Source organism: Pseudomonas sp. BRM28 (genome assembly GCF_002939405.1).
Classification (GTDB): Bacteria; Pseudomonadota; Gammaproteobacteria; order Pseudomonadales; family Pseudomonadaceae; genus Aquipseudomonas; species Aquipseudomonas palmensis.
Window position 1 is genome coordinate 764,807 of the sequence record NZ_PEFV01000001.1, and the last position, 14,006, is coordinate 778,812.

Sequence of the window (14,006 nt, forward strand, 5' to 3'; positions counted from 1 at the left end):
GTCAGTTTCCTTGTGTCAGTAAGAAATAGTCGCGGCCTTCGACTTGCCCACGGCGCAGTGGGTTCCGGGTGCAGTGCGCGGCGAAGTCGGCGTCGACGAAACGGTAGGGCAGATGTTCGTCGCGCCCTTGGGGAATGCCCAGGCGTGTGGTCTGAATAATGTGTTTCACGGTTATGCCGCAGTCTTCGACGAACAGCCGCTCGGGGTCGAAACGCTGGGCGTCCCAGTGCGGGACTTTCAGCCCCAGGGCCTTGCACAGCAGGGTCTGGCCGGCACACAGGCGCTGATCGGCGCGCGGCTGGCCGCTGGCGTCGGGGTTGTTCAGCTGCATCTGCGCCAGGCTGTTGTGGTCGCTGACGGCATCCACCCAGGGGTAGGCCGACTTGATCAGCACCGCGTTGCCGGGGCCGTGGGCGCTGAAGTTGAGCGAATCGCCGCCACGGGCGTAGTACATGTAGATGTGGCCGCCATCGAGGAACAGGGCCTTGCGTTTTTCGGTGTAGCCCAGCGAGGCGTGGCTGCCCTTGTCGGTGACGTAATAGGCTTCGGTCTCGATGATGCGCGCCGACAGCCACAGCTCGCCCTGACGATGGCGGATTACCTTGCCGAGCAGGGCCTTGGCCAGGGTCTGGGCGTCGCGGTCGAAGAAGCTGTCGGGGAGGGCCCGGGGCGGGCAGGGGGCGAATTCGGTCATGGGCGCGATAATAGCAATTTATGGTCCGGGTCGGCGGCGGGGCTTTGCTGGAGCCGGCCTTGCCGGCGAAGGGACGCGCTACGGTACATCTTCATACACTGTTTTCGACCATCCGCCTGACACCGCTGGGCGTATACCTGCATGACAGTTATAATCAGCCGATTTTCCCCTCCGCCAAGACACTGAGCCCATGACTGAGTCCGTTCTTGACTACATGACCCGCCTGGGTCGCGCCGCCCGTGAGGCCGCGCGCGTGATTGCCCGCGCCAGCACCGCGCAGAAGAACCGCGCCCTGCACGCTGCTGCCAATGCCCTGGACGCCGCCCGCGCCGAGCTGGGCGCCGCCAACGAACTGGACCTGGCTGCCGGCCGCGCCAATGGTCTGGAGCCGGCCATGCTCGAGCGCCTGGCGCTGACCCCGGCCCGCATCGACGGCATGATCGTCGGCCTGCGCCAGGTGGCCAGCCTGCCGGACCCGGTCGGTGCCATCCGCGACATGAGCTATCGCCCCTCCGGCATCCAGGTCGGCAAGATGCGCGTACCGCTGGGCGTCATCGGCATCATCTACGAGTCGCGCCCCAACGTGACCATCGACGCTGCCAGCCTGTGCCTGAAGTCGGGCAACGCCACCATCCTGCGTGGCGGCTCCGAAGCCATTCATTCCAACCGTGCCATTGCCGCCTGCATCCAGCGCGGCCTGGCCGAGGCCGACCTGCCCGCGGCGGTGGTGCAGGTGGTCGAGGTTACCGACCGCGAGGCGGTGGGCGCGCTGATCAGCATGCCCGAGTACGTCGACGTGATCGTGCCCCGTGGCGGCAAGGGCCTGATCGAACGGGTCAGCCGCGACGCACGGGTGCCGGTGATCAAGCACCTGGACGGCATCTGCCACGTGTACGTGGCCGAGCACGCCGAGCTGGACAAGGCCCAACGCATCGCCTTCAACGCCAAGACCTATCGCTACGGCATCTGCGGCGCCATGGAAACCCTGCTGGTCGACCAGTCGGTCGCCGCGGCGTTCCTGCCGGCGATGGCCAGCCAGTTTCGCGACAAGGGCGTGGAGCTGCGGGGCTGCGAGCGCACCCGGCAGATCATCGAGGCACTGCCGGCCAGCGAAGACGACTGGAGCACCGAGTACCTGGCGGCGATTCTGTCGATTCGCGTGGTCGATGGCCTGGATGCGGCCATCGAGCACATCAACCACTATGGTTCGCACCATACCGATTCGATCGTCACCGAACACCAGGGTCAGGCCCGGCGCTTTACCGCCGAGGTCGACTCCTCGTCCGTGATGATCAACACCCCGACCTGCTTTGCCGACGGCTTCGAGTACGGCCTGGGGGCCGAGATCGGCATTTCCACCGACAAGCTGCACGCACGCGGCCCGGTCGGCCTGGAAGGGCTGACCTGCGAGAAGTACGTGGTGATCGGTGACGGCCAGCTGCGCGGTCAGGAGTCGTTCTGACCTTGGCCGAGCACAGCCCGCTCGCCGTTGCTGCCACGCCGTCGCCCGCCCGGCGCATCGGCGTGCTCGGCGGCACGTTCGATCCGGTGCACATCGGTCACCTGCGCAGTGCGCTGGAGGTGGCCGAGGTGCTGACGCTGGACGAACTGCGCCTGATGCCCAATGCGCGCCCGCCGCACCGCGACATGCCGCAGGTGTCGGCGCAGGATCGCCTGGCCATGGTCGAGCGCGCGGTCGAGGGCGTGCCCCTGCTGAGCGTCGATGCGCGTGAGCTGGCCCGGGACAAGCCGTCCTACACCATCGATACGCTGGAGCTGATGCGCGCCGAAATGGCCGCTGACGACCAGTTGTTCCTGCTGCTGGGCTGGGACGCATTCTGCGGCCTGCCGAGCTGGCATCGCTGGGAAGAGTTGTTGCAACACTGTCATATCCTGGTGCTTCAGCGCCCGGATGCCGACGTCGAGTCGCCGGATGCCCTGCGCAACCTGCTGGCCGCACGTTCGGTGAGTGACCCGCAAGCCCTGCAGGGGCCGGCCGGGCACATAGCATTCGTCTGGCAGACACCCTTGTCGGTGTCGGCCACGCAGATCCGACAGCTGCTGGCCAGCGGCAAGTCGGTGCGGTTTCTGGTGCCGGACGCAGTACTGGCCTATATCGATGCGCACGGCCTGTACCGTGTGCCGAACTGAGTGCGCCAACGGCGCCTCATACCTACGAGTTGAATGAGTTTTATATGAGCAAGCAAGAAATGATTAAAGGCGAAGAGCTGGTCAAGGTCGCGGTAGCTGCCCTTGAAGACGTCAAGGCCCAGGACGTCCTGGTCATCGACGTTCGCGACAAGCAGAGCATCACCGACTACATGATCATCGCCACCGGTACCTCCAACCGCCAGATCAGCGCGATGCTGGACAAGGTCCGCCAGATGGTCAAGGAGAAGGGCGTTCGTCCGCTGGGCGAAGAAGGCAAGGGCGACAGCGACTGGGTGCTGCTGGACCTGGACGACGTCATCGTGCACATGATGACCGCCTCGGCCCGTCAGTTCTACGACCTGGAGCGCCTGTGGAAAGGTGCCGAGCAGAGCCGTGCCGCCGATGGCAAGCACCACAGCCCGGAGCACACCCACGAGCACTTCGCCAAGCTCAACAAAGACCAGGAATAAGGTAGCCCCGTGCGTCTGCGTCTGATCGCGGTCGGCTCGCGCATGCCCAAATGGGTCGAGGACGGCTGGCATGAATATGCCAAGCGCCTGCCTTCGGAGCTGTCCCTGGAGCTGGTGGAGATACCGCTCAACACGCGCGGCAAGAATGCCGACGTTGCCCGCCTGATCCGTCAGGAGGGCGAGGCCATGCTGGCCAAGGTCCAGCCGGGCGAGCGTATCGTCACCCTCGAGGTGCACGGCAAGCCGTGGAGCACCGAACAGCTGGCGGTCGAACTGGACCGCTGGCGCCTCGACTCGCGTACCGTCAACTTCATGGTCGGCGGCCCCGAAGGGCTGGCGCCGGAAGTCTGTGCGCGGGCCGAGCAGCGCTGGTCGCTGTCGCCGCTGACCTTGCCGCACCCGTTGGTAAGGATACTGATCGGCGAACAGCTGTACCGCGCCTGGACCGTGTTGTCCGGGCACCCTTACCACAAATAGTCGTAAGCCTTTTCAATGTCGCAGCCGATTCGCCTCAAGGACCACGAGAAAGACGCCCGCCTGGTGCGTAGCCGCGTCGTGGTCGGCGCAGTCGCGATCGTGCTGCTGATTTGCGTGTTGATCGCCCGGCTGTACTACCTGCAGGTCATTCAGTACGACTACCACTCCACGCTGTCGGAGAACAACCGGGTGCATGTGCAGCCGATCCCGCCGACACGCGGGCTGATCTTCGACCGCAACGGGGTGATCGTCGCCGACAACCGGCCAAGCTTCAGCCTGACCATGACCCGCGAGCGTTCCGGTGACTGGCAGCAGGTACTCGATTCCATTGTCGAGGTGCTGGAGCTGACCGAGGACGACCGGGCACTGTTCGAAAAACGCATGCGCCAGGGGCGTCGGCCCTTCGAGCCGGTACCGATCCTGTTCGAGCTGACCGAAGAGCAGATCGCCCGGATAGCGGTGAACCAGTTCCGTCTGCCGGGTGTGGAGGTGGCGGCGCAGCTGGTACGCCATTACCCGCAGGGTGCGCACTTTGCGCATTCGGTCGGCTATGTGGGGCGCATCAACGAAAAAGAGCTCAAGTCCCTCGACCCGGTCAACTACAGTGGCACCCACCATATCGGCAAGACCGGTATCGAGCGCTTCTACGAAGCCGAGCTGCATGGCCAGGTCGGCTACGAAGAGGTCGAGACCAACGCCCGTGGCCGGGTGCTGCGGGTGCTCAAGCGTACCGATCCGATCCCCGGCAAGGACATCGTCCTGAGCCTGGACATCAAGCTGCAGGAAGCCGCCGAAGCGGCGCTGGGCGGTCGTCGTGGCGCGATCGTGGCGCTCGACCCGAACACAGGTGAAGTGCTGGCGATGGTCAGTCAGCCGAGCTTCGACCCCAACCCCTTCGTCACCGGCATCAGCTTCAAGGCCTATGCCGAGCTGCGCGACTCGATCGACCGCCCGCTGTTCAACCGCGTACTGCGCGGCCTGTATCCGCCGGGGTCGACGATCAAGCCGGCAGTGGCCATCGTCGGCCTGGACACCGGCGCGGTCACGGCCACCTCGCGAGTGTTCGACCCGGGCTACTACCAACTGCCCAACTATGACCACAAGTACCGCAACTGGAACCGCACCGGCGATGGCTGGGTCGACCTCGACACGGCGATCATGCGTTCCAACGACACCTATTTCTACGACCTGGCGCATAAGGTCGGCATCGACCGGCTTTCGGCCTACATGAACCGCTTCGGCATCGGCCAGAAGGTCGCGCTGGACATGTTCGAGGAATCCTCCGGGCTGATGCCGTCGCGTGACTGGAAGCGCGCGACCCGGCGCCAGGCCTGGTTCCCCGGCGAAACACTGATCCTCGGCATCGGCCAGGGCTACATGCAGGCCACGCCGCTGCAACTGGCCCAGGCCACCGCGCTGATCGCCAGCAAGGGCAAGTGGAACCGCCCGCACCTGGCCAAGACCGTCGAGGGCGTGCGCCCGGTGGACGAGAACCCGATGGAAGACATCGTGCTGCGTGACAAGGCCGACTGGAACAGGGTCACCCACGGCATGGAGATGGTGATGCACGGTGCCCGTGGTACCGCGCGCAAGGCCGCCATCGGCGCGCAGTACCGCATCGCCGGCAAGAGTGGTACTGCGCAGGTGGTCGCGATCAAGCAGGGCGAGAAGTATGACCGCAACAAGGTGCAGGAGCGTCACCGCGACCACGCCCTGTTCGTGTCCTTCGCCCCGGCCGAAAACCCGAAGATCGTGGTGTCGGTGATGGTCGAGAACGGCGAGTCCGGCTCCGGCGTGGCCGCCCCCGTAGTGCGCCAGGTGATGGACGCCTGGCTGCTCGACCAGAACGGTCGCCTCAAGCCTGAATACGCCAACCCCGCGGGCGCCCCGACCAATGTGTCGGTGACCACCCCGGCCGCCCCGCCAGCCAACCCTACAACCGCGCAGGAAACGGCCCGTGAAGAGTAATTTCGATCGCATGCTCTCCAGCGAGGACGTGATGCGCCGCCGCGCCAGCTTCCTGCAGCGCATCCACGTCGACGGCCCGCTGCTGGTGCTGCTGCTGACCCTGGCCGCCGGCAGCCTGTTCGTGCTGTATTCGGCCAGCGGCAAGAACTGGGACATGCTGCTCAAGCAGGCGTCCTCGTTCGGCCTGGGCCTAGTGTCGATGTTCGTCATCGCCCAGCTGGAGCCACGCTTCATGGCGCGCTGGGTGCCACTGGCGTACGTCGGCGGGGTGATCCTGCTGGTGGTGGTGGACGTGATGGGCCACAACGCCATGGGCGCCACGCGCTGGATCAACATCCCCGGGGTGATCCGCTTCCAGCCGTCGGAGTTCATGAAGATCATCATGCCGGCGACCATCGCCTGGTACCTGGCCAAGCGCACCCTGCCGCCGCACCTCAAGCACGTGATGATCAGCCTGATCTTGATCGGTGTGCCGTTCATTCTCATCGTGCGCCAGCCCGACCTGGGCACCGCGTTGCTGATTCTGGCCTCGGGCGCGTTCGTGCTGTTCATGGGCGGGCTGCGCTGGCGCTGGATCCTCAGCGTGCTGGCGGCGGCAGTGCCGGTGGCGGTGGCGATGTGGTTCTTCGTCATGCACGACTACCAGAAGCAGCGCGTGCTGACCTTCCTCGACCCGGAAAGCGACCCGTTGGGCACCGGCTGGAACATCATCCAGTCCAAGGCGGCGATCGGCTCGGGTGGGGTATTCGGCAAGGGTTGGCTGCTCGGCACCCAGTCGCACCTGGACTTTCTGCCCGAGAGCCACACCGACTTCATCATCGCCGTGCTCGGCGAGGAATTCGGCCTGGTGGGCATCTGCGCGCTGCTGCTGATCTACCTGCTGCTGATCGGTCGCGGCCTGGTGATCACGGCCCAGGCGCAGACGCTGTACGGCAAGCTGCTGGCCGGCAGCCTGACCATGACCTTCTTCGTATACGTGTTCGTCAATATCGGTATGGTGAGCGGCCTGTTGCCCGTGGTGGGCGTGCCGCTGCCCTTCATCAGCTATGGCGGAACTTCGCTCGTGACGCTGCTGTCAGCGTTTGGGGTTTTGATGTCGATCCACACGCACCGCAAATGGATCGCGCAGGTTTGAATAAGGTGAACAATTCAATGCAAGCAATGCGTGGCTGGGTGGCTCGCTGTGCCCCCTGGGTCGGGCTGTTGGGGCTGCTGGCCCCAGGTCAGCAGGCGAGTGCCGCCGATTATGACGGCTCGCCCCAGGTGGCCGAGTTCGTCGGCGAGATGACCCGCGACTACGGTTTTGCCGGCGAGCAACTGATGGCGGTGTTTCGCGAGGCGCAGCGCAAGCAGTCGATCCTGGATGCGATCTCGCGCCCGGCCGAGCGGGTCAAGCCGTGGAAGGAATACCGGCCGATGTTCATCACCGACGCGCGCATCGCCCGCGGTGTGGACTTCTGGCGCCAGCACGAGGCCACCCTGGCGCGCGCCGAAAAGGAATACGGCGTGCCTGCCCAGGTGATCGTGGCGATCATCGGCGTGGAGACCTTCTTTGGCCGCAACACCGGCAATTACCGGGTGATCGACGCGCTGTCGACCCTGGGCTTCGATTACCCGCCGCGGGCCGAGTTCTTCCGCAAGGAGCTGCGCGAGTTCCTGCTGCTGGCCCGCGAAGAGCAGGTCGACCCGCTGACCCTCAAGGGCTCGTACGCCGGCGCCATGGGCCTGCCGCAGTTCATGCCCAGCAGCTTTCGCGCCTATGCCGTGGACTTCGACGGCGACGGCCACATCAATATCTGGACCAACCCGGACGATGCCATCGGCAGCGTGGCCAGCTACTTCAAGCGCCATGGCTGGGTGGCCGGCGAGGGCGTGGTCAGCCGCGCCCAGGTGCGTGGCGAACGTGTCGACGAGGGCCTGAGCCCGGGTATCGAGGCGGTCAAGACCGTCGCGCAGTTGCGGGCACTGGGCTGGTCGAGTCATGATGCGCTGCGCGATGATCTGCCGGTCACCGCCTTCCGGCTCGAAGGCGACAACGGCCCGGAATACTGGCTGGGCCTGAAGAATTTCTACGCGATCACTCGCTACAACCGCAGCGTGATGTACGCCATGGCGGTACATCAACTCTCGGATCAGCTGGTCCAGGCAAGGGGCGCCAGGTAATGCGCGTACTGTTTACTGACACATCTCTCAAACTGATCGGTTGCGCGGCCCTGGGTCTGTTGCTGGTCAGCTGCTCCTCCAGCCGCCCGACGCCGCAAGGTGGCAGCAACGTGGTTCGCGCCAAGCCGGGCCTGGACATCAACCGGGCCCACAAGGACGGCGCGCCGTGGTGGGACGTGGATGTCTCGAAGATCCCCGACGCCACCCCAACGGTGCACACCGGCAACTACAAGGCCAACCCCTACACGGTGCTGGGCAAGACCTACTTCCCGATCCAGGACTCGCGCAACTACCGCGCCGAGGGCACGGCGTCGTGGTACGGCACCAAGTTCCATGGGCAGAACACCGCCAATGGCGAGGTGTACGACCTGTACGGCATGAGTGCGGCGCACAAGACCCTGCCACTGCCGGCCTACGTCAAGGTGACCAACCTGGACAACCAGCGCAGCGTGATCCTGCGGGTCAACGACCGTGGCCCATTCTATTCGGACCGCATCATCGACCTGTCCTACGCCGCGGCCAAGAAGCTCGGCTACGCCGAAACCGGTACCGCCCGGGTGCGCGTCGAGGGCATCGACCCGCAGCAATGGTGGGCCCAGCGTGGTCAGCAGGCGCCGATGGTGCTCAACCAGCCCCAGGTGGCCCAGACCCAGCCGCTGCCGGCCAGTACCGGCACCGTCGAGCAATGGACCCCGCCGCCGCAGCAGCACGCGGCGGCCGTGGTGCCGGTGCAGGTTGCCAACAACGGCAGCGGGCCGGCGAGCAATGGTCTTTACTTGCAGGTCGGCGCGTTCGCCAACCCGGATGCGGCCGAACTGCTGCGCTCCAAGCTCAGCGGCATGGTCAGCGCGCCGGTGTTCATCAGTTCCATCGTGCGCAACCAGCAGACCCTGCACCGCGTGCGCCTGGGGCCGATCAACAGCCAGGGCGAGGCCCAGCAGATGCAGGACAGCGTGCGCCTGGCCAACCTGGGGCAACCCAAAGTCGTCACGGCAGACTGATCGGGGGGACTGATCGGTTTGTCATGCAGTCGGGCAGAGCAGCCATGTACAATGGCCGTTTTGCTCGCCAGGCCCAGCGCCTGGAATACGTTTTGCCCGCGAGGGCATGAGCCCAATAGCCATTTCGAGAGACGGATGAACATAACCAGCTTTGCCAAACGCCTTTGCCTGCTTGTACCGCTGATGATCGCTCCTGCCGCTTTCGCGGCAGAGCAGATGATGCCGTCGCCGCCGCAACTGGCAGCCAAGTCCTACGTGCTCATGGAAGCCTCCAGCGGCAACATCCTGGTCGAGAACAATGGCGACCAGCGCCTGCCTCCGGCGAGCCTGACCAAGCTGATGACCGCCTACATCGCCACCCTGGACATCCGTCGCGGGCAGATCGGCGAGAACGATCCGGTCACCGTCAGCGAAAACGCCTGGCGTACCGGCGGTTCGCGCATGTTCATCAAGGTCGGCACCCAGGTCAGCGTCAGCGACCTGCTGCACGGCATCATCATCCAGTCGGGCAACGACGCCAGCGTCGCCCTGGCCGAGCACATTGCCGGCAGTGAAGACGCCTTCGCCGACATGATGAACAAGACTGCCACCGACCTGGGCATGAGCAACAGCCACTTCATGAACCCCACCGGCCTGCCGAACCCCGAGCACTACTCCTCGGCGCACGACATGGCGGTGCTGGCACGGGCGATCATCCACGAGGATCCGGCGCACTACGCGATCTACTCGCAGAAGGAATTCTTCTGGAACAACATCAAGCAGCCCAACCGCAACCTGCTGCTGTGGCGCGACAAGACCGTCGACGGCCTGAAGACCGGCCACACCGACGAGGCGGGCTACTGCATGGTGTCCTCGGCAGTACGTGACGGCATGCGCCTGATCGCCGTGGTGTTCGGTACCAACAGCGAGCAATCGCGCGCTGCCGAAACCCAGAAGCTGCTGACCTACGGTTTCCGCTTCTTCGAGACCCAGACCTTCTACCAGAAGGGCACCGAACTGGCCCAGGCGCCGGTGTGGAAGGGCAAGACAGCCCAGGTCAAGGCAGGTCTTGCCGAAGACCTGAGCATGACTTTGCCTAAAGGCCAATTGAAGAAGCTGGCTGCAAGCATGACCATGAACCCGCAGCTGACCGCGCCCATCGCCAAAGGTGACGTGATCGGTAAAGTGGAAGTCAAACTGGATGACAATGTGGTACACAGCGCCGACCTGATCGCGCTGGACGACGTGGAGGAAGGTGGTTTCCTGCGTCGTGCGTGGGATAGCATTCGGCTATTCTTCTACGGGCTGTTCAACTGATATCGTGACCTGCCATGCCCCCGCACACTCACGCGGGGGCATTGTTGTTGCCACGGCTTACGAGGCCGTTACTGCCATGACCGAACCAGACGTCAAGTCGCACAAGATCGAATTCCCCTGCGCCGATTACCCGATCAAGATAATCGGCGACACCGTGGTCCATTTCAGGGACACGGTGATCGAGATTCTCAAGAAATACGCCGAGGTCGACCTCAAGACCCTGGCCGAGCGCCAGAGCAAGGAAGGCAAGTACACCACGGTGCAGCTGCACATCATTGCCACCAGTGAAGACCAGTTGCAGAACATCAACAGTGCCCTGCGCGCGACCGGAATCGTGAAAATGGTGCTCTGATGTCGGCCAGCCTCGGCTTTCGCGACCTCGGCCTGCTACCTTACACGGCCGTGCTCGAGGCCATGCGTCGGTTCACCGACCAGCGTGGCCCGGGCACGGCCGATGAAGTGTGGCTGGTTGAACACCCGCCGGTGTTCACCCAGGGCCAGGCCGGCAAGGCCGAGCACCTGCTGCTGCCGGGAGATATCCCGGTGGTGCAGACCGACCGCGGTGGCCAGGTGACCTACCATGGACCGGGTCAGCTGGTGGCCTACCTGTTGCTCGATGTACGCCGCCTGGGCTTTGGCGTGCGTGACCTGGTCAGCCGCATGGAGCGCTGCCTGATCGAGCTGCTGGGCAGTTATGGCGTCGAGGCGGCGGCCAAGCCCGACGCGCCTGGCGTCTACGTCGACGGGGCGAAGATCGCCTCCCTCGGCTTGCGCATTCGCAATGGCTGTTCTTTCCATGGCCTTGCCTTGAACGTGGACATGGACCTTGCGCCATTCCGCCGGATTAACCCCTGCGGGTATGCGGGGCTGGCCATGACCCAGCTGCGCGATCAGGCAGGCCCGATCGAACTCACCGAGGTAAGGGCAAGGCTGCGCGGGCAGCTGGTCAAGCACCTCGACTATGCTGAGCAGACGACCCTTGCGGGCGGAATCGACTGAATATGAATACTGTTGTGCAAGAACCGCAGCAAACCCTTATTCCCACTCAGGACGTCAGCGCGCGCCCGGCCCCACGGCCCAAGGTCGAAGCTGGCGTCAAGCTGCGTGGCGCCGAAAAGGTTGCACGTATCCCGGTCAAGATCATCCCGACCGAGGAACTGCCGAAAAAACCTGACTGGATCCGCGTGCGCATCCCGGTGTCGCCGGAAGTCGACCGCATCAAGCAATTGCTGCGCAAGCACAAGCTGCACAGCGTGTGCGAAGAGGCTTCCTGCCCGAACCTGGGCGAGTGCTTCTCGGGCGGCACCGCCACCTTCATGATCATGGGTGACATCTGCACCCGTCGCTGCCCGTTCTGCGACGTCGGCCACGGCCGGCCCAAAGCGCTGGATGTCGACGAGCCGATGAACCTGGCCGTGGCCATCGCCGACCTGCGCCTGAAGTACGTGGTGATCACCTCGGTGGACCGCGACGACCTGCGTGACGGCGGTGCCCAGCACTTTGCCGACTGCCTGCGCGAGATCCGCAAGCTGTCGCCGGGCGTGCAGCTGGAAACCCTGGTGCCGGACTACCGCGGACGCATGGACGTGGCACTGGCGATCACGGCGCAAGAGCCGCCGGATGTGTTCAACCACAACCTGGAAACCGTGCCGCGCCTGTACAAGGCCGCGCGTCCGGGTTCGGACTACCAGTGGTCGCTGACCCTGCTGCAGAAGTTCAAGGAGCTGGTGCCGCACGTACCGACCAAGTCCGGCCTGATGCTGGGCCTGGGCGAGACCGACGAGGAAGTGATCGAGGTGATGCATCGCATGCGCGAGCACAACATCGACATGCTGACCCTGGGCCAGTACCTGCAGCCATCGCGCAGCCACTTGCCGGTGCAGCGTTTCGTGCACCCGGACACCTTCGCCTGGTTCGCCGAGGAAGGCTACAAGATGGGCTTCAAGAACGTCGCCTCGGGCCCGCTGGTGCGTTCGTCGTACCATGCCGACCAACAGGCGCACGAGGCCAAGATCAAGCTGTGACCGGCGTGTGACTGGCTGAAAAAAGGCCCCCGTACCAGCGATGGTACGGGGGCCTTTTTGTTGATGGCTTCACTGGCTTCTTCGCCGGCAGGGCCGGCTCCTACAGGCTGTGGGAGCCGGCCCTGCCGTCGCGCTGTCAGCGCTTGCGCAGGCTTTCCAGCAACTTGTGCGTCGGGTAGCCATCGGCCGGCCAGCCCTGCGCCTGCTGCGCACTGCGGATGGCCTTGCGCGTGTTGGCGCCGATGATCCCGTCTGCGGTGCCCGCGTCATAATTGTTGGCGCTGAGCAGTTGCTGCAGCTCGATCCGCTCGCTGCGGCTCAGCGGCAGGTCATCCTTGGGCCACGACCCGCGAATGAAGCCCGAGTTGTCGAAGCGTTCCGCCAGCAGGCTTACGGCCAGCGCATAGGACGACGAGTTATTGTACTTGAGGATCGCGCGGAAGTTGTCCAGCACCAGAAATGCCGGGCCACGGGCGCCCGCCGGCAGCAGCAGGGCGGCCGAGAGCTGTTCGGTACCGGCCGGGGCACGGGCACCGGCTGGCAGGGTCACACCCAGTTGCTGCCACTCGGCCACGCTCTTGCGCAGGCTGCCATCGGCCAGCCAGTAGTCGAAGCTGCCTGGCACCTGGACTTCGAAGCCCCAGGGCTCGCCACGTTTCCAGCCGGAGCTTTGCAGGTAGTGCGCGGTGGAGGCCAGCGCATCGGCCGAGCTCTTCCAGATGTCGCGGCGACCGTCGCCGTCGAAGTCCACGGCGTGGGTGTTGTAGGTGGTCGGAATGAACTGGGTCTGGCCCATTGCGCCGGCCCACGAACCCAGCATGGCCTTGGGCTGGATATCGCCGTTCTGCAGGATCTGCAGGGCCGCGATCAGCTGCGCCTGGGCAAATGCCGGGCGGCGTCCTTCATAGGCCAGGGTGGCCAGGGAGCGGATCACCGACTTGCTGCCCTGGAACTGGCCGAAGTTGCTCTCCATGCCCCATACCGACACCAGTACGCTGCGGTCCACGCCATAGCGTTGCTCCAGCTGGCTGAGCAGGACGGCATGCTGGTCGAGCAGCTTCTTGCCGTTGCGAACGCGCAGGGGCGACAGCGCGCCCTCGAGGTATTCCCACACCGGCCGGGTGAATTCGGGTTGGCTGCGGTCGGCCTTGATCACGTCCATGTCGGGGGTGATGCCGATGAACGCGCGGTCGAAGGTGGCCGGGGTGATGCCGGCCTGCAGGGCCTGCTGACGAAAGCCGGCTTGCCATTGGGCAAAGGTCTGCAGGGGCTGGATTTCCGGGCTGGCGTCGGTGTTCGGGGTGGGCAGGGTGACCACCGGGGCAGGTTGCGCGGGAGCCAGGGGCAGGGTGTCGGCGACGGTAGGTTGCTCGGCACAGGCGACGAGCAGGATAAGGCTGGAAGCTGCGGTCAGCTGGCGAAGTTGCCGGCGACGGGAGGGGCATAAGGGCATGCATGGGTCCAGGTATTTCAGGTCAGGTGACGACCATATCATGCCTGTGGGTTTCTTGCTTTCATGCGGCCAAAAAGTGAGAAGCCTCCCAATCTCTCGATTGGAAGGCTTCGCGGTGGTAGCTGCCTTTGCCTTTGCCGGCGGGTTCCTGACGGCTGCGGAACAAGGGCTGGGCGATGATCGATTTGGCCTTGTTGGGCCGGTGCTTTGCGGGCTTTTTGCTCATGGCAGAGGTCCTGCTCAGATGGGTGTGGGCGCAATATAGGCGCTGAACCCCTCGCAGGCAAGGGCAGAGCCGGCATTGCCGGC

General features: G+C 64.8%; 15 protein-coding genes. 12 read left to right on the plus strand and 3 right to left on the minus strand.

Annotated features, from left to right (window positions below; translation table 11 throughout):
- Position 1: 1 nt before the first annotated feature.
- Entirely contained in the window at positions 2-694 is a 693-nt protein-coding gene (locus tag CR917_RS03640) for a DNA-3-methyladenine glycosylase (protein ID WP_043863908.1), read from the minus strand.
- Between the two features lie 190 nt (positions 695-884).
- On the opposite strand from CR917_RS03640, the gene CR917_RS03645 reads away from it, so the two are divergent.
- From CR917_RS03645 to lipA, 12 genes are all read left to right on the plus strand, one after another.
- A complete protein-coding gene (locus CR917_RS03645; protein WP_043863907.1) occupies positions 885-2,156 on the plus strand; it encodes a glutamate-5-semialdehyde dehydrogenase in 1,272 nt (423 codons plus the stop codon).
- Between the two features lie 2 nt (positions 2,157-2,158).
- Positions 2,159-2,845 carry a nicotinate-nucleotide adenylyltransferase gene (nadD, locus tag CR917_RS03650; protein ID WP_043863906.1) on the plus strand — a complete coding sequence of 229 codons (687 nt, stop codon included), beginning with the start codon at positions 2,159-2,161 and terminating at the stop codon, positions 2,843-2,845.
- A 44-nt stretch (positions 2,846-2,889) separates the two neighbouring features.
- Positions 2,890-3,315, plus strand: coding sequence for a ribosome silencing factor (gene rsfS, locus CR917_RS03655; RefSeq protein ID WP_088514344.1), 426 nt, complete (start codon positions 2,890-2,892; stop codon positions 3,313-3,315).
- Positions 3,316-3,324: 9 nt separating this feature from the next.
- Positions 3,325-3,792, plus strand: a complete 468-nt coding sequence (gene rlmH, locus CR917_RS03660; protein ID WP_010222895.1) for a 23S rRNA (pseudouridine(1915)-N(3))-methyltransferase RlmH — start codon at positions 3,325-3,327, stop codon at positions 3,790-3,792.
- 15 nt (positions 3,793-3,807) lie between these two features.
- Positions 3,808-5,760: a penicillin-binding protein 2 gene (mrdA, locus tag CR917_RS03665; protein WP_054916341.1), complete on the plus strand. Its 1,953-nt coding sequence runs from the start codon at positions 3,808-3,810 to the stop codon at positions 5,758-5,760.
- Between the two features lie 31 nt (positions 5,761-5,791).
- Positions 5,792-6,895 (plus strand): rod shape-determining protein RodA, encoded by a 1,104-nt coding sequence (rodA, locus tag CR917_RS03670; RefSeq protein WP_043863944.1) that lies wholly within the window; start codon positions 5,792-5,794, stop codon positions 6,893-6,895.
- A 17-nt stretch (positions 6,896-6,912) separates the two neighbouring features.
- The gene (gene mltB / locus CR917_RS03675) at positions 6,913-7,923 is read left to right on the plus strand and encodes a lytic murein transglycosylase B (protein ID WP_043863903.1); all 1,011 of its coding nucleotides are present in this window, start codon (positions 6,913-6,915) and stop codon (positions 7,921-7,923) included.
- Positions 7,923-8,924 carry a septal ring lytic transglycosylase RlpA family protein gene (locus CR917_RS03680; RefSeq protein ID WP_043863902.1) on the plus strand — a complete coding sequence of 334 codons (1,002 nt, stop codon included), beginning with the start codon at positions 7,923-7,925 and terminating at the stop codon, positions 8,922-8,924. Before mltB ends, CR917_RS03680 begins: the two co-directional genes overlap by 1 nt.
- A 135-nt stretch (positions 8,925-9,059) precedes the next feature.
- On the plus strand, positions 9,060-10,220 hold the full coding sequence (locus CR917_RS03685) for a D-alanyl-D-alanine carboxypeptidase family protein (RefSeq protein ID WP_043863901.1): 1,161 nt from the start codon (positions 9,060-9,062) through the stop codon (positions 10,218-10,220).
- Positions 10,221-10,296: 76 nt separating this feature from the next.
- Positions 10,297-10,572: a DUF493 domain-containing protein gene (locus tag CR917_RS03690; protein WP_043863900.1), complete on the plus strand. Its 276-nt coding sequence runs from the start codon at positions 10,297-10,299 to the stop codon at positions 10,570-10,572.
- A complete protein-coding gene (lipB, locus tag CR917_RS03695) occupies positions 10,572-11,219 on the plus strand; it encodes a lipoyl(octanoyl) transferase LipB (protein WP_043863899.1) in 648 nt (215 codons plus the stop codon). Before CR917_RS03690 ends, lipB begins: the two co-directional genes overlap by 1 nt.
- 2 nt (positions 11,220-11,221) lie before the next feature.
- Complete coding sequence (lipA, locus tag CR917_RS03700; protein ID WP_043863898.1) at positions 11,222-12,244, plus strand: lipoyl synthase; 1,023 nt, start codon at positions 11,222-11,224, stop codon at positions 12,242-12,244.
- A gap of 136 nt (positions 12,245-12,380) precedes the next feature.
- Here the strand turns inward: lipA and CR917_RS03705 are convergent, their stop codons facing one another.
- Together CR917_RS03705 and arfA are read right to left on the minus strand one after the other, a co-directional pair.
- On the minus strand, positions 12,381-13,697 hold the full coding sequence (locus tag CR917_RS03705) for a lytic murein transglycosylase (protein WP_104571894.1): 1,317 nt from the start codon (positions 13,695-13,697) through the stop codon (positions 12,381-12,383).
- Positions 13,698-13,758: 61 nt separating this feature from the next.
- Positions 13,759-13,923, minus strand: a complete 165-nt coding sequence (gene arfA, locus CR917_RS03710) for an alternative ribosome rescue factor ArfA (protein WP_104571895.1) — start codon at positions 13,921-13,923, stop codon at positions 13,759-13,761.
- Between the last annotated feature and the right edge of the window lie 83 nt (positions 13,924-14,006).

Excerpts from the sequence above, each read along its gene's own strand:
- CR917_RS03640 (WP_043863908.1), bottom strand. The coding sequence starts at position 694 with ATGACCGAATTCGCCCCCTGCCCGCCCCGGGCCCTCCCCGACAGCTTC.
- CR917_RS03645 (WP_043863907.1), top strand. The coding sequence starts at position 885 with ATGACTGAGTCCGTTCTTGACTACATGACCCGCCTGGGTCGCGCCGCC.
- rsfS (WP_088514344.1), top strand. The coding sequence starts at position 2,890 with ATGAGCAAGCAAGAAATGATTAAAGGCGAAGAGCTGGTCAAGGTCGCG.
- mrdA (WP_054916341.1), top strand. The coding sequence starts at position 3,808 with ATGTCGCAGCCGATTCGCCTCAAGGACCACGAGAAAGACGCCCGCCTG.
- rodA (WP_043863944.1), top strand. The coding sequence starts at position 5,792 with ATGCGCCGCCGCGCCAGCTTCCTGCAGCGCATCCACGTCGACGGCCCG.
- mltB (WP_043863903.1), top strand. The coding sequence starts at position 6,913 with ATGCAAGCAATGCGTGGCTGGGTGGCTCGCTGTGCCCCCTGGGTCGGG.
- CR917_RS03680 (WP_043863902.1), top strand. The coding sequence starts at position 7,923 with ATGCGCGTACTGTTTACTGACACATCTCTCAAACTGATCGGTTGCGCG.
- CR917_RS03685 (WP_043863901.1), top strand. The coding sequence starts at position 9,060 with ATGAACATAACCAGCTTTGCCAAACGCCTTTGCCTGCTTGTACCGCTG.
- CR917_RS03690 (WP_043863900.1), top strand. The coding sequence starts at position 10,297 with ATGACCGAACCAGACGTCAAGTCGCACAAGATCGAATTCCCCTGCGCC.
- lipB (WP_043863899.1), top strand. The coding sequence starts at position 10,572 with ATGTCGGCCAGCCTCGGCTTTCGCGACCTCGGCCTGCTACCTTACACG.
- lipA (WP_043863898.1), top strand. The coding sequence starts at position 11,222 with ATGAATACTGTTGTGCAAGAACCGCAGCAAACCCTTATTCCCACTCAG.
- CR917_RS03705 (WP_104571894.1), bottom strand. The coding sequence starts at position 13,697 with ATGCCCTTATGCCCCTCCCGTCGCCGGCAACTTCGCCAGCTGACCGCA.
- arfA (WP_104571895.1), bottom strand. The coding sequence starts at position 13,923 with ATGAGCAAAAAGCCCGCAAAGCACCGGCCCAACAAGGCCAAATCGATC.